The organism is Caldisericia bacterium, from assembly GCA_021158845.1.
Taxonomy (GTDB): Bacteria; Caldisericota; Caldisericia; order B22-G15; family B22-G15; genus B22-G15.
Genome location: JAGGSY010000086.1, coordinates 1 through 17,359 on the forward strand (window position 1 = coordinate 1; position 17,359 = coordinate 17,359).

At 37.2% G+C, this 17,359-nt stretch carries 18 protein-coding genes; 3 read left to right on the forward strand and 15 right to left on the reverse strand.

Annotation, left to right across the window (positions count from 1 at the left end; translation table 11 throughout):
* Positions 1-53 precede the first annotated feature (53 nt).
* From J7J33_03250 to J7J33_03285, 8 genes are read right to left on the reverse strand one after another with little or no spacing between them, the layout of a single operon-like run.
* The gene (locus J7J33_03250; GenBank protein MCD6168306.1) at positions 54-2,441 is read right to left on the reverse strand and encodes a molybdopterin-dependent oxidoreductase; all 2,388 of its coding nucleotides are present in this window, start codon (positions 2,439-2,441) and stop codon (positions 54-56) included.
* 11 nt (positions 2,442-2,452) lie between these two features.
* Entirely contained in the window at positions 2,453-2,917 is a 465-nt protein-coding gene (locus J7J33_03255; GenBank protein MCD6168307.1) for a (2Fe-2S)-binding protein, read from the reverse strand.
* A 10-nt stretch (positions 2,918-2,927) separates the two neighbouring features.
* Positions 2,928-3,818, reverse strand: coding sequence for a xanthine dehydrogenase family protein subunit M (locus tag J7J33_03260; protein MCD6168308.1), 891 nt, complete (start codon positions 3,816-3,818; stop codon positions 2,928-2,930).
* Between the two features lie 14 nt (positions 3,819-3,832).
* Positions 3,833-4,651, reverse strand: a complete 819-nt coding sequence (locus J7J33_03265) for a cyclase family protein (GenBank protein MCD6168309.1) — start codon at positions 4,649-4,651, stop codon at positions 3,833-3,835.
* A gap of 10 nt (positions 4,652-4,661) precedes the next feature.
* The gene (locus J7J33_03270; GenBank protein ID MCD6168310.1) at positions 4,662-4,835 is read right to left on the reverse strand and encodes a fdrA domain protein; all 174 of its coding nucleotides are present in this window, start codon (positions 4,833-4,835) and stop codon (positions 4,662-4,664) included.
* A complete protein-coding gene (gene fdrA / locus J7J33_03275) occupies positions 4,835-6,412 on the reverse strand; it encodes an acyl-CoA synthetase FdrA (protein ID MCD6168311.1) in 1,578 nt (525 codons plus the stop codon). Before fdrA ends, J7J33_03270 begins: the two co-directional genes overlap by 1 nt.
* Complete coding sequence (locus tag J7J33_03280) at positions 6,403-7,287, reverse strand: DUF2877 domain-containing protein (protein MCD6168312.1); 885 nt, start codon at positions 7,285-7,287, stop codon at positions 6,403-6,405. The genes fdrA and J7J33_03280 overlap by 10 nt, the downstream gene beginning before the upstream one ends.
* Positions 7,288-7,292: 5 nt before the next feature.
* Positions 7,293-7,742 (reverse strand): HutP family protein, encoded by a 450-nt coding sequence (locus J7J33_03285; GenBank protein ID MCD6168313.1) that lies wholly within the window; start codon positions 7,740-7,742, stop codon positions 7,293-7,295.
* 118 nt (positions 7,743-7,860) lie between these two features.
* Here J7J33_03285 and J7J33_03290 point away from each other — a divergent pair, with 118 nt between their 5' ends.
* From J7J33_03290 to J7J33_03300, 3 genes are read left to right on the forward strand one after another with little or no spacing between them, the layout of a single operon-like run.
* The gene (locus J7J33_03290; GenBank protein ID MCD6168314.1) at positions 7,861-8,391 is read left to right on the forward strand and encodes a DUF4388 domain-containing protein; all 531 of its coding nucleotides are present in this window, start codon (positions 7,861-7,863) and stop codon (positions 8,389-8,391) included.
* Between the two features lie 3 nt (positions 8,392-8,394).
* Positions 8,395-8,877, forward strand: a complete 483-nt coding sequence (locus J7J33_03295) for a roadblock/LC7 domain-containing protein (protein ID MCD6168315.1) — start codon at positions 8,395-8,397, stop codon at positions 8,875-8,877.
* Positions 8,878-8,883: 6 nt separating this feature from the next.
* The gene (locus J7J33_03300; protein MCD6168316.1) at positions 8,884-9,468 is read left to right on the forward strand and encodes a gliding-motility protein MglA; all 585 of its coding nucleotides are present in this window, start codon (positions 8,884-8,886) and stop codon (positions 9,466-9,468) included.
* Here J7J33_03300 and trmFO read toward each other — a convergent pair.
* The 7 genes from trmFO to J7J33_03335 are packed head-to-tail and all read right to left on the reverse strand — an operon-like array spanning position 9,439 to position 17,343.
* Positions 9,439-10,755, reverse strand: a complete 1,317-nt coding sequence (trmFO, locus tag J7J33_03305; GenBank protein MCD6168317.1) for a methylenetetrahydrofolate--tRNA-(uracil(54)-C(5))-methyltransferase (FADH(2)-oxidizing) TrmFO — start codon at positions 10,753-10,755, stop codon at positions 9,439-9,441. The genes J7J33_03300 and trmFO overlap by 30 nt on opposite strands.
* The gene (locus tag J7J33_03310; protein MCD6168318.1) at positions 10,752-11,597 is read right to left on the reverse strand and encodes a DUF120 domain-containing protein; all 846 of its coding nucleotides are present in this window, start codon (positions 11,595-11,597) and stop codon (positions 10,752-10,754) included. The genes trmFO and J7J33_03310 overlap by 4 nt, the downstream gene beginning before the upstream one ends.
* Entirely contained in the window at positions 11,594-12,967 is a 1,374-nt protein-coding gene (locus J7J33_03315; protein MCD6168319.1) for a GerMN domain-containing protein, read from the reverse strand. The genes J7J33_03310 and J7J33_03315 overlap by 4 nt, the downstream gene beginning before the upstream one ends.
* Positions 12,968-12,970: 3 nt before the next feature.
* On the reverse strand, positions 12,971-14,140 hold the full coding sequence (locus J7J33_03320; protein MCD6168320.1) for a hypothetical protein: 1,170 nt from the start codon (positions 14,138-14,140) through the stop codon (positions 12,971-12,973).
* Positions 14,137-15,156 carry a redoxin domain-containing protein gene (locus J7J33_03325; GenBank protein ID MCD6168321.1) on the reverse strand — a complete coding sequence of 340 codons (1,020 nt, stop codon included), beginning with the start codon at positions 15,154-15,156 and terminating at the stop codon, positions 14,137-14,139. Before J7J33_03325 ends, J7J33_03320 begins: the two co-directional genes overlap by 4 nt.
* A gap of 13 nt (positions 15,157-15,169) precedes the next feature.
* Positions 15,170-16,333, reverse strand: coding sequence for an alanine racemase (gene alr / locus J7J33_03330; protein ID MCD6168322.1), 1,164 nt, complete (start codon positions 16,331-16,333; stop codon positions 15,170-15,172).
* Positions 16,330-17,343, reverse strand: a complete 1,014-nt coding sequence (locus tag J7J33_03335) for a bis-aminopropyl spermidine synthase family protein (GenBank protein MCD6168323.1) — start codon at positions 17,341-17,343, stop codon at positions 16,330-16,332. The genes alr and J7J33_03335 overlap by 4 nt, the downstream gene beginning before the upstream one ends.
* Positions 17,344-17,359: the final 16 nt, after the last annotated feature.

The window sequence follows — 17,359 nt, forward strand, 5'->3', positions numbered from 1 at the left end:
AAAAAAGGGAGGCAGTTTGCCTCCCTTTTGATTTGATATTATAAACTCTTTCTTTAAGCCTCTTTTTTCTTTGTTGGAGCCATGAAGAAGTCATCAACCTCCTTCTTTCCGTGTAGAAGAGCAAGAGCGATCTTTTCTGCTGTAATTGGCATTGCTTTTACCCTTACTCCAACAGCATCTTCAACTGCATTGGCTATTGCTGGAGCAACGGGAATCATAACATGCTCTGCCATACCTCTTGCACCAAATGGTCCATCGTGTTGAGGAACTTCTACAAATATTGGTATAAATTCATCCGGTATATCAAGAGATGTTGGAATCTTGTAGTCTGTGAAGTTTGGATTGAGGATCTTTCCATTTTCATCAATCCTCATGTCTTCATAGAGAGCTGTTGCAATTCCCTGAACAGCACCACCTATAAGCTGCCCTTTTAGAGTTTCAGGGTTGAGAGCCTTTCCAACATCTATTGCCTCTGCAAGTTTAAGAATGTGAACTCTTCCAGTCTCTTTATCAATCTCAAGAACAACTCCTCCAGCTCCCACTGTGTAGTGAACATTTGGATGTCCACCCTGGCTTGTCTCTGGATCCTGAAGCGCAGATGCAAATTCAACCATGATTGATCCACTTCCAACAATCGCCTGACCTCTGTATGTTCCATCCTCCATCATAATTCCATTAATCACAAAATCTTTGAGTGGGAGTTCAAAGTCTGGGTCTGTTGTACATTTAACCTTCTCATCTTCAAGATAGAGATGGTCCTTTTCATAGTTAAGTGCTCTATGAACAACATCAAATATCTTCTCTCTTGCATCAAGGGCAGCTCTCTTTACAGCATTTCCAAGTAACCATGTAGAGTGAGAAGCAACAGTCTGCCAGTGGTATGGGTTTCTATCTGTATCTGGAAGTTCCACTCTAATCTTCTCTGGTGGTACAGATAGAATTTCAGCTGCAATCTGAGCCATTACAGTGTACATTCCCTGTCCTATTTCCATTCCTGAGACAAGTATATTTATACTTCCATCTTCGTTGAACTTAAGAAATGCAGAACAGGTAACATTTGGAGGCATTGCTGGTGCCTTCCATAATGCTGCTATTCCTTTTCCTATTGCTTTCTTTGGATCTTTACTCTCCTCTTTCTCCTCAAGTTTTATTGCATCTGCAACCTTATCAATACATTCAATAAGACCATTTTCATTCATTGGAGCACCGTAGGCGAGTGGATCTCCTTCCTTTATTCCGTTTATTTTTCTAAACTCTCTTGGGCTCATTCCAAGTGCTTTTGCAATTCTTGTCATGTGGGACTCAATAGAGAACATTATCTCTGAATACCCAAATCCTCTGTACGGTCCTGCTGCTGGAAAGTTTGTGTATATGCAAAGTCCATCCATCTTTATATTAGGAATATTATAAGGTCCTGTTGCTGATAGAGTGGCAGCATTTACAACATTTGCTCCATACTCTACATATGGACCAGCATCCCAATAGTCTGTACGTTCGAGGGCAGTTATCCTTCCATCCTTCTTTACACCTACTTTTAATTTAGTTATAACTTGCTGCCTCATATAGGTGTTGTAGAATTCCTGATCTCTCCTCCACCTTACCTTCACAGGATGCCCCTTTACAGCTGTTGCTAAAGCTGCAGCAATTATCTCCATGGTTACTCCAGCTTTTCCTCCAAATCCTCCACCAACATATGGGACAATTTCTCTTATATTCTGTTCTGTAAAACCAAGCGGTCTGAGCGCTTCAGCGATTAGGTGTCTCTGTGTATGAGGGGATTGAGAGGAAGCCCAGATGGTAAGCCTTCCATTGTAGTCAACAAAACCTACTGCAATATGTGTTTCCATACAGCAGTGTGCATATCTTGGAATCCTGTATGTATCTTCAAGTATAAAATCTGCTTCAGCAAATCCTTTCTCAACATCGCCCTTTCTCACCTTTCTCCAGTGTGCGATATTTGTCCCACCATGGGGGTAATACCATGGAACATGGGGGTAGGAAGCTAACTCTGGATGAATTATTGGCGCATCTTCCTTTATTGCTTCAAGGGGATCAAAAACTGCTGGAAGCGGTTCATACTCAACCTTTACAAGTTTTGCAGCCTTTTTCGCAGTTTTTGGATCTCTTGCAATAACTGCTGCGACCTGCTCTCCTATAAATCTTACCCTATCCTGAGCAAAGATATATCTATCCTTCATATATAGACCAAACTTGTAGGGAAAGTCTTTTCCAGTCACTACCTTTACAACTCCTGGAACCTTTTCTGCTTCAGATGTATCAATGGAGAGAATCTTTGCATGGGCATAAGGACTTTCAACTATCTCTGCATAGAGAAGATTTGGACCAAAGTTTATATCATCAACATACTTTGCAGCACCAGTAACTTTATCCTTTTCATCTATTCTATTTATTGGCTTTCCAATGAATTTGTATTCACTCATCTTGCTCCTCCTTAATATTTCTTTGAGGCGTCAAGAATTGCCTCAATTATAGAAACATACCCTGTACAACGGCAAAGGTTCCCACTTATAGCTTCTTTTACCTCTTCTTCTGTTGGATGAGGATTCTTCTTTAGGAGTTCTGTGGCAGTCATTATCATTCCAGGAGCACAGAAACCACACTGGAATGAGTTATGCTCAATAAAGGATTCCTGAAGTGGGGTAAGCTTATCCTTTGAAAGACCTTCAAGGGTAGTTATCTCATGACCATCCACCTCTACTGCAAGAATAAGGCAACTTCTTACACTCTTTCCATCGAGAAGAACTGTACATGTTCCACAGTCTCCTCTCCCACACCCATACTTTGGAGCAGTTATTCCAAGTTTTGTCCTTAAAACTTCAAGAAGGATATCGTTAGGTTCAACTTCAATGGTTCTCTTTTCTCCATTTAAGATAAAAGTTATGGTTTTCTTTTCCATTTTTATCCTCCTATATGAGCCTTGTCCCATAATCGGGACCCTTTCCATTCAATCTTTCAACTGCTGCTTTAAGAGCTCTATCAAGCATAACCTTTGCCATATGCATTCTGTACTCTTTTGTTGCTCTTATATCTGTAATGGGGGAGATCTCCTCTTCTACAAGTTTCTTAGCCTCTTCAATCAAGGAATCGGAAAGTTCTTTGCCGTTGAGAAGAGATTCAATCTTCTTTGCCCTTGTTGGTTTTGGACCTACTGCACAGAAGGCAACTCTGTATTCATTTCCAGATAATACAAGAACACCTACTCCAACCTGAGCAAGGTCTTCTCCATTGTATCTTCCAAGTTTTACATAACATCCTGCATGTTTTTTCTGTGGGAGAGGTATCTCAATGTATTCTACAAGTTCTCCCTCTTTAAGTGCTGTCTTTCTCGGTCCAAGGAACCACTCTTCAATAGGAATTCTTCTTTCTCCATCTTTACCCTTTACCACAACAGTTGCCTCATACAGAAGAAGAGCAGGTCCAGAATCAAGGGATGGAACTGCAGAACATATATTTCCAACCATTGTTGCCCTGTTTCTTATTCCCATGGATGCAACACTTTTTGCACTTTCCCATAAAAGTGGAAACTTCTCCTTTACAGTTTCATCATCAATTATTTCGTTGAAAGTAGTAAGGGATCCCACTATCAATTTGTTATCTTTAAATTCCAACTTCTTTAACTCCTTAAGACCTTTAATGTCAATTACTGCATCTGGAGTTTCAAAACCATCTTTAATTCTTACAACAAGATCAGTTCCACCAGAAAGAATCCTTGCTTTAGCACCATACTTATTTAAAAGTTTAATGGCTTCATCAATTGATGAAGGTTTAAAATACTCAAACTCATGAGCTATAATCATATCGTACCTCCAGATTATTCAGGTGGTTCAAGGGCAATAACCCTCATCATAGAGGATTCAAACTCAATTGCCCTTAATGGAAAAGCACCAATCCATACCCTCTTATTTTTTAACTTGTCTATATCACCACCAAGGTTTTCAGCATGAACAAGTCCCTTAGGGAATAGTTTAAGATGCATCACCTGATAGTACTCCTCGGGAGGGAACATCTCATCCCAACTCTTTCCATACTTTTCCTTAAGTTTCTTTTCTGCCTCCTGAAATGCTTTGGGATGCCACTGTCTTATTATTGTGTTCATGGGGTGATCAGCACTACCACAATCAACACCTATCCACTTAAACTTCATCTCGAGCGCCCATTTATGAAATTCAGGGTCAGGTCCTGGATGCTTTACAAAGTATCTTACCTCATCAGACTCTGGCTGATCCCACGCATACCTGTGATACCCTGTATTTATGATTAGAATATCACCCTTTCTAATATCTGCCTTTTCCATGAGCATCTCTGGGGAATAGAGGTCGTAATCTCCAACCTCATCAGATATATCCACAACAACACCAGGTCCAATCCATTCTTCAATAGGAACCTCACCTATGGATCTTCCACTTGCATGGAAGTGAATCTCTCCATCCATATGAGTTCCCACATGATGGCTTGTTGTTATTACCTGACCATTGGCTCCCTGTCCCATGTGCGCACCAGCAATTCTCTTGAAGTATTGAACACTTAAAGGGATATAGCTTGGCCATGGAGGAGTGTGCACACTCAAAGGCTGTGTTAGATCATAGACCTTAACTTTACCCATAAACTCCAAAAATTCATCAATGTTCATCTTAACCTCCTTACTTTCCCAGTAATTTCTTTAGAGCTTCCATTACCTCCTCATCTCCACCTGCAGGTGGCCTCCAATCCACCTGAATAACCTTAACTCCTGCATCTTCAAGGCTTTCTTTAAATGAGAGAAGCCCAATGTTTATAACCTTGAGTTCTTTTCCAAATAGATCCTTTATAGCCATTACTTATCACCTCCCAGCTTCTTTACAATGTATGCAGATAGTTTGCTTGCTGCAGCATTTGATGGCATAACTATGGCTCCTGCCTCTTTAAGTTCCTTCTCTACCTTATCTTTATTCTGTGGGTCTTTCTTTGTTCCAGTTATGGAGCAAATGATGGATAAATCTCTTCCCTCCTTCTTTGCCATCTCCTTTGCTTTCTTAATCACTGGGGCAAGTTCCTCTCCCGGTTTCATATTGGAGCCATACCCAAGTACTACATCAAGTAGAATTACTGCTACCTCTGGATCCTTTGCCTCTTCAAGAATCCTTTTATTTCTTAAGGTATAATCAATCATTGGGTGTGGTCTTCCAACTGTGAATTCATCCTCTCCTAAATCAACCACTGTGTTCTTAAAACTCTTCCATGAGTCTTTAAGCTTAAATTCTTCCTTTAGAGGTGCATTACCATATGCATAACCAATCATATCCTTAAAGAGAAGTTGAGCCTCATCACATAGTGTTCCTCCTGTGTATAATCCTCTAACATACTTCTGCCCCTCTTTCTTCTTTGAAGCTTCCTCCTCAGCAAGTTTCTTAATCTCCTCTTCTCTTTCCTCAAGGAGTTTTTTAAACTCATCCATGCTCTTTCCTTTTGAGAGAGAAGCTGCAATGAGTCCTGCCTCCTCAAGGGTGTTGGCTGGAATGGCTCCGGCATTTTTAACCACTTCCGGATCTCCTCCAATAAATATTCCAACAACTGGTTTCTTAATCTCTTCCTTTATAAGATTTGCAATCTTCTTTAGTACATCCTCGTGTGGTGGTTTAGATACAAGGGCAATAACCTTTGTGTTTTCATCCTCGTTAAGTGCCTTCATTCCCTCAAGAAACATTATTCCACCAACATCCTTTTTAACATCCCTTCCACCTGTTCCTATAGCTTGAGATATTCCTGCTCCCTCATTTGTAATTACACAACTTACCTCCTGAAGTCCTGTTCCAGATGCTGCCACAATTCCTATGTCTCCACGATTCACTACATTTGCAAAGGCAAGTGGAGCTCCATTTATTATTGCAGTTCCACAATCTGGTCCCATTACAAGAAGTCCTTTATCCCTTGCATACTTCTTAAGTTCGATCTCCTTTTCAAGGGGAACATTGTCTGAGAAGAGCATAACATGGAGGCCTTTCTCAAGTGCTTTCATCGCTTCATCTCCAGCATACTTTCCTGCAACAGAGATAAGCACGAGATTTGCATCTGGCATGATCTCCAGTGCACCTTCAAGACTCTTCGGTAGATAGTCTCCAGCCTCTTCAAATTTTGTTCTGCTCTCCTGAAGGTCTTTTTCTGCCTTTTCAAGCATCTTTTCAGCGAGAGATTCATCCTTTGCTTTGACAACAATAATGAGATCAGAATCCTTTGCTTGCTTAAACTCATCAAGCAGCATTCCAGAAGATTCAAGAATGGACTTGTTCTCATCTGTCCCCATAACAATAGCAGCATCTTCAACTCCTTCAACCTCTGTAAGACCTTTAGCCACGAGCATGAGAGTCACAGAATCAAAGTACTGACCTTTCTTAACAACACCTTTTACAACCATACTTCTCCTCCTTTCATCAAAGTCATAAATAATCCTGTCCCAATATCACTCCCTGAAGTATCTCCTACCCCCATTAGCTTAAAGAAGTACTCTTCCACATCTCTCGGACTCTTATAAATAATTGAGATAATCAGGTTTTTTGCCCTCTCGAAAAACTCTCCTCTACTTGAAAAGTATAAAAATGATGATGAGATTAGGTTATGAGTTTTAGATAATTTATATATTTTAGCCCTAACAGTGGTTAAATCATAATTAAACAAATTTTCAAGGATATAGAGCCCTGAAAGAACTCCAGATATGAAATCATCTCCACTTGGAGTGAGACCATAGCCTACTCCCTTTAGCAGATTAATCCCTGATTCTACTCTTCCACTGAACAACTCATCAGCGCCTTTCTTTATTCTTCTCACAAAAGTTCTTTCAAATTCACTTTTGAAATAACCTTCCCTTCTTTTGTCCAGAAGGAAGGATAAACTCCGTTCTGGTGAATGGAAAATAAGTAGATCTCTTAGAGTGTTAAGGTTCTTTTTGTACCTATCCATGGAAAACTCTAAAGAGAAGTCAATTTTTGAAGAGTAGACTAAATTTTTGTTTATTTCAAAACGACTTTCATTCACAATTATAAAACCGTCTCCAACAGATAAAGTTTTTACACAATTTATCGGAAAACCTCTTATCACTATATTCACAGGACCTCCTCCCACTTCCTCTGTAACCACCGATGCAAGATAACCATCTTTTACAAAATTCACCACCCTTTTAAATCTTGAGTGAAGTTTGTAATTCCCTATATGGAGCCTATCTCCTATACTTAATAATTCTAACTTATGGATATTGGTTTCTAAATTTTTTTTTAATAGAGTTTTTTCTTTCACTTAGACTACCTTAGATGCATAATTCCAAGTGCAGCCTTTTCATGATTTGTAATGGGATAAAAGGCTGAATCTCCAAATATTCCAACACAAAGCCATCTTCCATCAGATACTATCCCAACTTTAAGGGAGAGGGAGGAATCTAAAGACTCATTTAATATAAGGGAATTTAACGCTTCAAGAGAGGCATGAACGAGGGCATGAACCTCCGGAACTGTTTTGTTAATGACATTACAATTCAATGCAGCGCCAAGAACTGCTGGAATCAACTTTTTTCTAATATCAGAGGCAAATCCTGCTACCCGCGTAACACCTATTTTGTACTTCTTAAGTTCAGAAAGTTTCTTTTTTAACTCTACTTCCTCCTCATCTGAAGACATTGCAAGTAGAAGTGCCGCCTTACCTACCCTATCCACATTCATTCTAAATTCTGTTGCAACTACACTCTTTTTTTCCATATCCTCTCCTATTCTCTAAAATCTACATTTAAATTATTAACTATCTACTTAAAGTTGTCAAGTAAAATTGGTGTCCGATTCGCTTTATATAAAAGAGGTTTTTTGGTATATTTTTAGTATGAAATTAAAGGGTGAATTGGGAATAATAGAGGTATCCTCTTTAATACAAACAATAAATCAATTAAGAAAGACTGGAAAACTTGAGATTCTTCTCCCCAATGGAGATAAAGGTGAAATTTTTTTTGACAATGGAGAGATAATTCATGCACATTCGCCTGATAATTTTGGTCTTGAAGCCCTTGCAGAAATTTTACTATTCAAGGAAGGAGAGTTTAATTTTAAAGAGAATATAGTTCTTCCAGCACCTTCCATTAGAATGGATACAGATAGAGCGATAATTGAAGCTATGAGCATGGTTGATGAAACCCAAAGCATTAAGGATATTCTTTCGAAGGTAATAGAAATTAAATTTCAAAGTGATGATTCTAAAGTATCTCTTAACAAAGAAGAATTAGTTATATTGATGAAAAGCGATGATAAGAAGACCTTAGGTGAAATATTGTCTGAAACTGGAATGGATAAAGTTAAATTTTTAAAGATAATTGACCAACTATTAAAAAAGGGTATAATAACTTTAAGAAAGGAGTAGAAAATGGCTGAAGGAATGTCCTCTGTTGTTATATCTGATGAGGATCTAAAAAGAATTGATGATTATTTATCTCAAGCCCTTGCCGATTCCCAGGCAAAAAACATTCTTCTTTCTGATAGATCGGGTCAGCTTATAACAAAACATGGAGGTGTTTCAAGACAGGATGCTCTAAACATATCTGCTCTTGCTGCTGGTCTCTTCTCTGCAACAAATGAACTCGCGAAGCTCCTTGGAGAGAAGGAATTTACCGTCACGTTCCATCAAGGCGAAGAAACCAACATCCATATTTCTCTTCTTGTACCACAGGTCCTTCTTGTAATTGTATTTGACAATAGAGCGCCAGTGGGAGCAATTAGATTTTGGGCAAAGAAGATAGGAGCAGAGATTATTCCCTATCTCAAAAATATTTCTGAGAAGCCACCTGAATCTATCAAGAAGGAAGAAATGGAGTCAGAAGTGGAGAAGAAACTGGACTCTCTCTTCTAATAGAATATGGCGCTGATAAATTATTCTTTAAAAGAGATTACATTTAAAATAGTCTATTATGGCCCTGCTATGAGCGGAAAAACTACCAATTTGAGGTACATTTACGATCATCTTCCCGAGAAGCTTAAAGGAAAATTCACCTCTATTGCTACAAAGGATGAGAGAACACTCTTCTTTGATTTTCTTCCCCTTGATTTAGGAAAGATAAAGGGTTTTACCATAAAACTTTCTTTGTATACTGTTCCAGGGCAGGCAATATATACCCTCACAAGAAAAACAATCCTTAAAGCAACTGATGGAATAATATTTGTAGCTGATTCTCAGAGACATGTGAGAGAAAAAAATATAGAGAGTTTTAAAGATATGGCAGAGAATCTGAAGGAATTTGGTCTTTCCGTTGAGAAGATTCCAATAGTTCTTCAATACAACAAGAGAGATTTAAAGGATACTTTAAGTGTGGAAGAGTTAAATGATGATTTAAATGAAGGTGGAACACTCTATCCATACTTTGAATCTATAGCCATTGAGGGGAAGGGAGTGATGGAGTGTCTGAAGGCTATCTCAAAATTGGTGATAAGGAAAGTCTCCTGAAGAGATAAATTCTTTTAATTTCTTAATTCCTCTTTCAAACATTCTCTTTCTCCTCTCCCTTTTTGGAAGTTTTTCATTGATGGGTGGTAAAAGACCAAAATGAGCATTTGTTGGCTGAAACTCATTTTCTTTAGAAGTTATGTATTTTATTAGAGCTCCTATCATTGTCTCTTCGGGAAAAACGATACTTCCCTTACCATGAAGTTTGTTAAAGATATTTAATGATGCCACAAGGCCTGTGGCTATGTTTTCTGTGTATCCCTCAGAACCTATGATCTGCCCGGCAAAGAAAACCCCATCCTCTTTTTTCAACTCAAGATTAACTTTTAGTAGTTTTGGTGAGTTTATGAAGGTGTTTCTATGCATGGAACCATATGTGAGAAACTCTGCATTCCTTAAAGCTGGAATAAGTCTGAATACCCTTTTCTGTTCGCCATACTTAAGTGATGTTTGAAATCCAACGAGGCTAAAGAATGTTTTTTTCCTATTTTCAGGTCTTAACTGAACAACTGCAAAGGGTCTTTTCCCTGTTTTTGGGTCTATCAAACCGGTAGGCCTTAGGGGACCAAATCTAAGAGTATCCTTACCTCTCCTTGCTATCTCTTCAATTGGGAGGCATGCTTCAAAAAATTTACCCTTCTCAAAATCTCTTACCTCAGTTTGTTCTGCATTTACAAGCTCTCTCCAGAAAATTTCATACTCACTTTCATTTAAGGGACAATTCAGATAATCTTTCTCATCTGAGTATCTTCCACCCCAGAATGCCTTTGAATAGTCTATGGTTGATCCATCCACTATGGGAGCGATGGCATCATAGAAGTATAAAAAATCCTCTCCCAAAAAATTTTTTAAATAGAGAGAAAAGCTATCCGATGTTAAAGGTCCTGTGGCAATAAGAACTGGTCTTTCATTTGGCAACTCTTTCATCTCTTCTCTGACAATCTCAATGTTCTCCATAGATGAAAGCACAGATGTTATACGCTTAGAAAATCTTTCCCTGTCAACTATTAGAGATTTTTTAGATGATATACTCACCTCATAGGCAGTTTTTATAAGCAGAGAGTTTAATAACTTCAGTTCCTCTTTTATCATTCCTCTGCCCCTTGTTACATCTGTTGAACCAAAGGAGTTTGAGCAGACTATCTCAGAAAGGTAGCCTGTTTTGTGAGCAGGTGTAAATTTTTTAGGTCTCATCTCAAAGAGAGTTACTTTGATTCCTCTTATTGCGAGTTGGAAGGTAGCTTCACTTCCTGCAAGCCCCCCACCTATTACAACAACACTCTTCATTTCTTATGTTCTGTAATTCTACCAAGGAGAATATCAAGTGCGTGGGGCAGGATGGGAATAATAACATCCATGCACTCTTCTACCGCTTTCTCTGAACCAGGAAGATTAATTACAATCATATCTCCTCTTATCCCAGAAATTCCTCTGGATAGATATGCCATTTTTGTTATCTTTCCTGTTTCATGCCTTATTAACTCTGGAATACCAGGTATCTCTTTTTCTATTGTCTCTCTTGTTGCTTCAGGGGTTACATCTCTTTTAGAAAAACCTGTTCCTCCTGTTGTTATAAGGAGATTTATGCCACTTTTCTCTGCCTCTATCAAGTTTTCCTTTATGATTTCTTTTTCGTCAGGTACAATCTTATAGAAAACTACATTAAAACCGTTCTCTGTTAAAATTTTTTCTATTGCCCTTCCCGATCTATCCTCCCTTTCACCCCTTGAACCTTTATCACTTATGGTGAGCACACCTGACCATATATCATCGTTATCAATCTCTATGATAACCCTATCACCATCTTTAAGATTTAGTTTCTCCCTTAGTGGAACATCTGATACTATCTCTAACACATCTTCGTATTTTGTTTTATCAGGAAGAACTATGTGACAATTCATGTTGTTTAGTTTACATGGTGATAAGGATATATCGCCAAATCCAGAGAATCCTTTAATGATTTTCCTCTCTTTAAATTTTATATTTTTAACCCTTAGGGGAGTTCTAATGTTTAGAGTTCCATTAAATACATCTATTCCTAAAACATCCTTTATCCTTTCTTTATATATCTTAATGTACTTCTCCCCCTCCTTTATTCCACTGGTAACCTTTCCAGTTATTCTCTTCATACCTCGTCTCTTGAAATGGGATTTTCTATGTTTGTGCCGAAGGGAAGGTTTGGTTTCTTTCCATTTATGGAAATATCCAATTTGTCAATGTTCAGTGCGTCAGTAAATGTGTAGACAAGCTCCTTTAAAAACAATCTTTCTTTTGTTTTAGAGTCAATGAAGGAGAGGTCTATTTTAATATCTATTTTAAGAGTGTCTCCTTTTAAGGAATGGGATACAATTTTAGCTGATTTCGGTATAAATGTTTCAAGACCAACTGGAGGGTTCTTCAATCCATTAAATATAGTGTTAACGCCGTCTCCCTCTTCCTTTGTGAATTTTGTTATAGGTGTTATGAAGTACTTATCCTTAATTTTATATATATAGTAGATGGGATATCCAATCATGCCTTCAGGAGGTGGGTTTAGATCAAAATACCATCTTGTTAGAGGTTTGCTTGTATCAAAGTTGCCTCCTATGGTATCCTGAACCTCCCCATCTACTAAAAATAGAACCTTATTTATACCCGGAATTTCAGTCATGGATAGAATTATAGAGTACATAAAAGCATTTTCAGAGGCAGATCCAAATCCTGTGTAGGATAAAATATCAGAGGTAAAATCTAAGGTTAATACATCTCCTTCAATTCTAATATCCTTCAAATTCGCAATCTTTGGTACCGTGGGGATGAGGTAATCTTTGTATATTCCAGATGGGCCGGATTTTAATTTATCAAAAACTATTCTTGCCCATCTAATTCTATCCTCAGGTTCAGGAATTTCAGTCTCATAAAGTATGGGAAAGGTTGCATTTTTGTCAAAGAAGTAAATGATTGCCTTTCTGCCCTGGGGAAGAGAAGATGTAAGCATGTTAAGGGGTTCTGATATAGACACAGAATCCCAATAGAAATTGTCAGGTTTGTCATTTATTAGAATTTGAACCCTCCTTAATGGTGTATTTGCCACTATACTGTTTACAATGGAGTAGAGTGAAGCTGCTTCACCAGATATTCCAGGAAGTATTCTATTTTTAATCTCCTTGGAAAAGGAGACAATGGCTATATCTTCTTTGGTTTCAACGCCTATAATCTTCGTATTTGGATCTACAACTCTTGAGAGATTACTATTTTTTGGACCTCTTACTATTTCAAGACATATCCTCTTTATCTTTTCCTCTATATGAGAAAATTTTGGAATTGTGTGTCTTTCCCATACAAGTTCTTTAGAGTCCTCTTCATAAAAGTATATTTTTACTGATTCATTGCCTTTAGAGAAAAGATTAATATTAAATACTCTTAGTGAAACAAGAACCACAATAACAAATATAAGCAGGAACACAAAGGCTAAGCGTCTTGAACTATCTTTTTTTCTTTTTATATTTCTCTTTCTCATCCATTAAATTATAACACCAAAGGATTTAAGAGATAGATATATAAGAAATACACCAAGGATAAGGAAGAGAATTGAGGTTGCCAGTTTCACCTTTCCCACATTCTCCCTCATCAATCTTCCGAGTTCTCTGTTGGACATACCAAAATAGACACCGGTAAATATAAGTATCAAAGGTAGAACAAACATAAGATTGTAGATTACAAGCATTAACAAAGCTTTAACTCTAAGTTCTGGGATTCCAATTATATAGACTATGGTTGGTAGGTAGGTTTGTCCTGTACACAGGAACTCTATCAGGGAGATTGGAAATGCCACAAGGAAGGCAGTAACTGCTATTAAAGATGATTTTGGTTGTTTCTTTATAATCTCCTTTGCCCCCTTTTTAAAAAATCTTGGCAATTGAAGGGAAATATCTCCTCCTTTGCCTTTTTTAATCTTTATATAATCTATAAAAGAAAAGACAGAGAGAGTTATTACAAGAATTGCAGAGATAAGGTATATTACTTTTGAGATCATTCCAACAAAAGAAAGTTTAAGTATTACCCTGAATAGACCCAAACCAGATAGAAGGTAAGCAAGGAATACACCGAGTGTAAAAGATATTCCTGTTATTAGAACTTCTCTCCTGCTCCTTTTTTGGGTAAGAAGAAATGTTATGAAAAATATTAGAACTGCAAAGGCACATGGATTTATTCCATCAATCAACCCTGCCAACATAACCATCAAGGGACCAAATGTTTCGAAGTATCTTTTGATTCTTTCCTTTCCACTCATACTTGATGATGCTGCCTCAAGTAAAAACTGGGTATCCTCTGGAGAGTAATTTTTTATCTTTTCCATTAAATTTTCTTTGATTTCTTCTTCTCCTATAAGGGCAGTTTTTCCAATAAAAACTGCTGGAACGACTCCCCTCTCTTTTTCGTCAACTTCATATATTTCATCAAGTTTTGCTCTAAGTTCCTGATTCTTTTCCTCTGCTATATTAAACTTTGTTATTTTTATTCTCTTATTTGACAATGCAAGGTGTTCAAGATATGGACCTACCCTTCCGCATTCTGGACAACCCTCTATGTAGAAGTAGTAGATAGTTATGTCAGAGTTAAGTGAGAAAATTTTCACTTGAGGAATTAAAAAAAATAAAAAGAGGAAAGCTATTAGTATATATTTTTTCATAGCCCTAAAAATTCCTTTAGTTTCTCCTCTATGTTTTTGAATGTGGGACTCCCATGGAACATAATTGTTCCATCTGAATCTACAAACATAACTCTTGGTGTAAACTCCATTGTAAGTTTTTTTACAAGCTCTCTCTTTGTATCGATTACTATTCTCATATAATCTATGTTTTTAGAGTCTTTATACTTTTCAAGGGTTTTATCTTTGGAGGTTACCGATATAAAAAGATAGTTAACTTTCCTCCTTTTTATATATTTTGATAGCATCTCATCAAATTCACGTGTGTGCCGTATACAGGAACCACATGTGGCGTTTGTTGCAACTATTATGAGTTTCTTTCCCATTAAATCCCTGCTTTTTATTTTATTTCCATCAATGTCTATTGCCTCAAATTCAGGTAGTTTATCACCAATCCTAAGTATTTTATGCTCCTCTTCTTTATTTGAAGTAAGGTTTTTGTATGCAGTGACTCCATGATCATCTATGTATGAGAGGGCAGCAACCTCTTTTATTTTATCTCGAATCAACATAGAGACCTCTCCTTCCTCTACTGGGAGAGGGATGGGTTTTGTAAGAAGGTCCTTATAATCTTTTCCTTCAAAGTTTTTAAAGAATGAATCCCAATCTACATCACTTGATGTTAATATCTCATTCATAGGTAGAATTTTTAGTATTTTTCCGTTGGAGTCAAATGCAACAAGGAGTTTAACTTCATTGTTCTTATTCTTCAAAGAAAGATGCTTAATTGTAACTACTGCCGTTTTTCCAAGAAAGGTGTTTTTCTTGTTTACTATGGTATCAAAACTTACGCCAGTATCTGGTCTATCAGGAAAGTTTACTGTCCTTGTTTCATAAATGGATACATCTTTCCCAAAAACTAAACTTAAAGCTTTGTCATAGGATAGATTTTTCTTGAAGATTAATGGAATAGTTACAATAAGAATAAAGGCTAAAATGATAATTGAAGATACAATGAAATAGGTTTTTACAGGATTTTTTTCTTTTCTCTTTTTCATCTTTCACCTCCTATCATCCATCAAGAAAAGACACTATCTTTACCGGTTTACCTTCCTTTATATACACCCTTGGTACAGATCTACTTATCCTTGATACTATCTCATAGTTTATTGTATCAAGTTTCTCTGCTATCTCTGTAGCAGTGATCTCCTCTTCTCCATCTCTTCCAATAATTGTTACCTCATCTCCAACTTTCAGGTCTGGAATATCAGTTACATCTATCATAAATTTTCCCATACACACTCTACCTACAACTCTCACCCGCCTTCCTTTTACAATCACCTCTCCAATGTTTGTTAACGCTCTGGGATAACCGTCTGAATATCCCATGGGGATAGTTGCTATAATACTTTCTCTCTCTGTATAGAATTTTCTTCCATAACTTATTGGAGTTCCCTTATCAACTCTCTTTAAAAAAATTATTTTTGCTCTTATACTCATAACTGGATGTAGGTTTATCTCTCTAACAAATATTGAAGGTTTCAATCCATAAAGCATTATCCCAATTCTTACCCCGTCAAGAGAAAACTTCGGAAGGTCAATTACAGTGGCGGAGTTCCCTATGTGTTTTAATGGTATTTTGATTCCCTCCCTTTCAAGTTCATCAACAACATACATAAATCTTTTAAATTGTTCTTCTGTAAAGGATTTATCCTCCTCGTCTGCTGTGGAGAAGTGAGAGTAAATTCCCTCTATCTCAATATTTTTAAACTCTGTTAATTTCTTTATAAACTCAATGGAGTCTTTATAGGGAACTCCCAACCTTCCCATTCCTGTATCTATTTTTACATGCACCTTAATCCTTTCGCCGTATATTTCAAGAAATCTTTGCAATTCCTCTGCAAATTCAAGAGAGAGGATTGTAGGTGTAAGGGAAAATTCAACTATATAGTTTACCTGCTTTGGAAATACATATCCCATTATAAGTATTGGCTTCTCTACGCCCTCGCTTCTCAACTCTATTCCTTCCTCAAGATTCCTTACAGCAAGATAGTCTGCTCCAAGATTTTCCAGTTCCTTTGCTATTTCCACAGAGCCATGCCCATAGGCATTACTTTTTACAACTGCTATAAGTTTTCTATTTCCTATTATTTCTCTTACCTTTTCATAGTTCTTTTTGAGATTATCAAGATTTATCTCAGCCCAAACAGGTCTTAAGAGAACTCCATTTTTCATGGATTTACCACATATGTGTATTCATCAAAGTAGAGGTCTCTCCCCCAATCCACCTCTCCTTTAATCTTTATTACCTTTTCTCCAACAAGTTCCACTCTGAAGAGATGGGAATTGTACCATAAAGTTTTTGGATTTCCTAATTTGAAGGGATTTTCCTTTATTATAGGTAGGTCACTTTCCAGTATGTCCCCCTCTCCAAGAGAGTACCATGAGAATTTTCTTACAACATCTGTTATGACGAGGTTCATTTCAAGAAGAGACTTTTCAATGGCAAGCCACTTTTTCATATCTGATTCTATGGTTGTTAGTCCAAAGTAGCCAGAACTTCCCACTCCTTTTACTCCCTCAAGAAGTCTTGAGATAAACAACTCTATCCCTTTTACCGTCTCAACAGGGTCTGTGAAGAATACATCAAATTTTCCCTTCAATTCCTCTGGTATCTCCCACCTTGCATCGTATCTTATAGCTTTAAGGTTGCTTAAGCCCTTCTCTTTGCTAATTCTATCTATGAAATTTACAAGCCTTTCATCAACTTCAAGTACCACTATTTCTTCTGGTAGTTTTGATAGTGCAAATAGAATCCCCATAAGGTCGTCATCACCGAGTATGAGTATCTTTTTCTTATATATATCCCCCCTCTCTAACATGTAAAGCATTCTCGCAAGGGCAGTGTCAGAATCAACTACTCCCTGGTCGTATAGAGTTGTAGGTCTTGGTCTTTCCTTTGCAATGTTGTTATACTCATTAAGTAGGTTTCTCCAACGATCTTTTTCGTCAACTACTCCTCTTCCTTTACATTCACTGCATCTATAGGAAGTGGAAACAATTTCTGGTAAGGGATTTTTTACATAGAATTTCTCATTTCTCTCTTCTATTATTCCATCCTTTATTAATGTTCCTATGGCATCTATTACCTCTTTTGCAGAATAGTTTGAAAAGGATACTATACTCCAGAAATCTTTTCCTCCTCTTGAAAGAAATCTTATTATTTCTTCTTTCACTCTCTCCATTTATTCCTCCTTTTTA

Excerpts from the sequence above, each read along its gene's own strand:
- fdrA (MCD6168311.1), bottom strand. The coding sequence starts at position 6,412 with ATGGTTGTAAAAGGTGTTGTTAAGAAAGGTCAGTACTTTGATTCTGTG.
- trmFO (MCD6168317.1), bottom strand. The coding sequence starts at position 10,755 with ATGAAGAGTGTTGTTGTAATAGGTGGGGGGCTTGCAGGAAGTGAAGCT.
- J7J33_03285 (MCD6168313.1), bottom strand. The coding sequence starts at position 7,742 with ATGGAAAAAAAGAGTGTAGTTGCAACAGAATTTAGAATGAATGTGGAT.
- J7J33_03315 (MCD6168319.1), bottom strand. The coding sequence starts at position 12,967 with ATGAGAAAGAGAAATATAAAAAGAAAAAAAGATAGTTCAAGACGCTTA.
- J7J33_03250 (MCD6168306.1), bottom strand. The coding sequence starts at position 2,441 with ATGAGTGAATACAAATTCATTGGAAAGCCAATAAATAGAATAGATGAA.
- J7J33_03335 (MCD6168323.1), bottom strand. The coding sequence starts at position 17,343 with ATGGAGAGAGTGAAAGAAGAAATAATAAGATTTCTTTCAAGAGGAGGA.
- J7J33_03270 (MCD6168310.1), bottom strand. The coding sequence starts at position 4,835 with ATGGCTATAAAGGATCTATTTGGAAAAGAACTCAAGGTTATAAACATT.
- J7J33_03265 (MCD6168309.1), bottom strand. The coding sequence starts at position 4,651 with ATGAACATTGATGAATTTTTGGAGTTTATGGGTAAAGTTAAGGTCTAT.
- J7J33_03290 (MCD6168314.1), top strand. The coding sequence starts at position 7,861 with ATGAAATTAAAGGGTGAATTGGGAATAATAGAGGTATCCTCTTTAATA.
- J7J33_03255 (MCD6168307.1), bottom strand. The coding sequence starts at position 2,917 with ATGGAAAAGAAAACCATAACTTTTATCTTAAATGGAGAAAAGAGAACC.
- J7J33_03320 (MCD6168320.1), bottom strand. The coding sequence starts at position 14,140 with ATGAAAAAATATATACTAATAGCTTTCCTCTTTTTATTTTTTTTAATT.
- J7J33_03325 (MCD6168321.1), bottom strand. The coding sequence starts at position 15,156 with ATGAAAAAGAGAAAAGAAAAAAATCCTGTAAAAACCTATTTCATTGTA.
- J7J33_03260 (MCD6168308.1), bottom strand. The coding sequence starts at position 3,818 with ATGATTATAGCTCATGAGTTTGAGTATTTTAAACCTTCATCAATTGAT.
- alr (MCD6168322.1), bottom strand. The coding sequence starts at position 16,333 with ATGAAAAATGGAGTTCTCTTAAGACCTGTTTGGGCTGAGATAAATCTT.
- J7J33_03295 (MCD6168315.1), top strand. The coding sequence starts at position 8,395 with ATGGCTGAAGGAATGTCCTCTGTTGTTATATCTGATGAGGATCTAAAA.
- J7J33_03310 (MCD6168318.1), bottom strand. The coding sequence starts at position 11,597 with ATGAAGAGAATAACTGGAAAGGTTACCAGTGGAATAAAGGAGGGGGAG.
- J7J33_03300 (MCD6168316.1), top strand. The coding sequence starts at position 8,884 with ATGGCGCTGATAAATTATTCTTTAAAAGAGATTACATTTAAAATAGTC.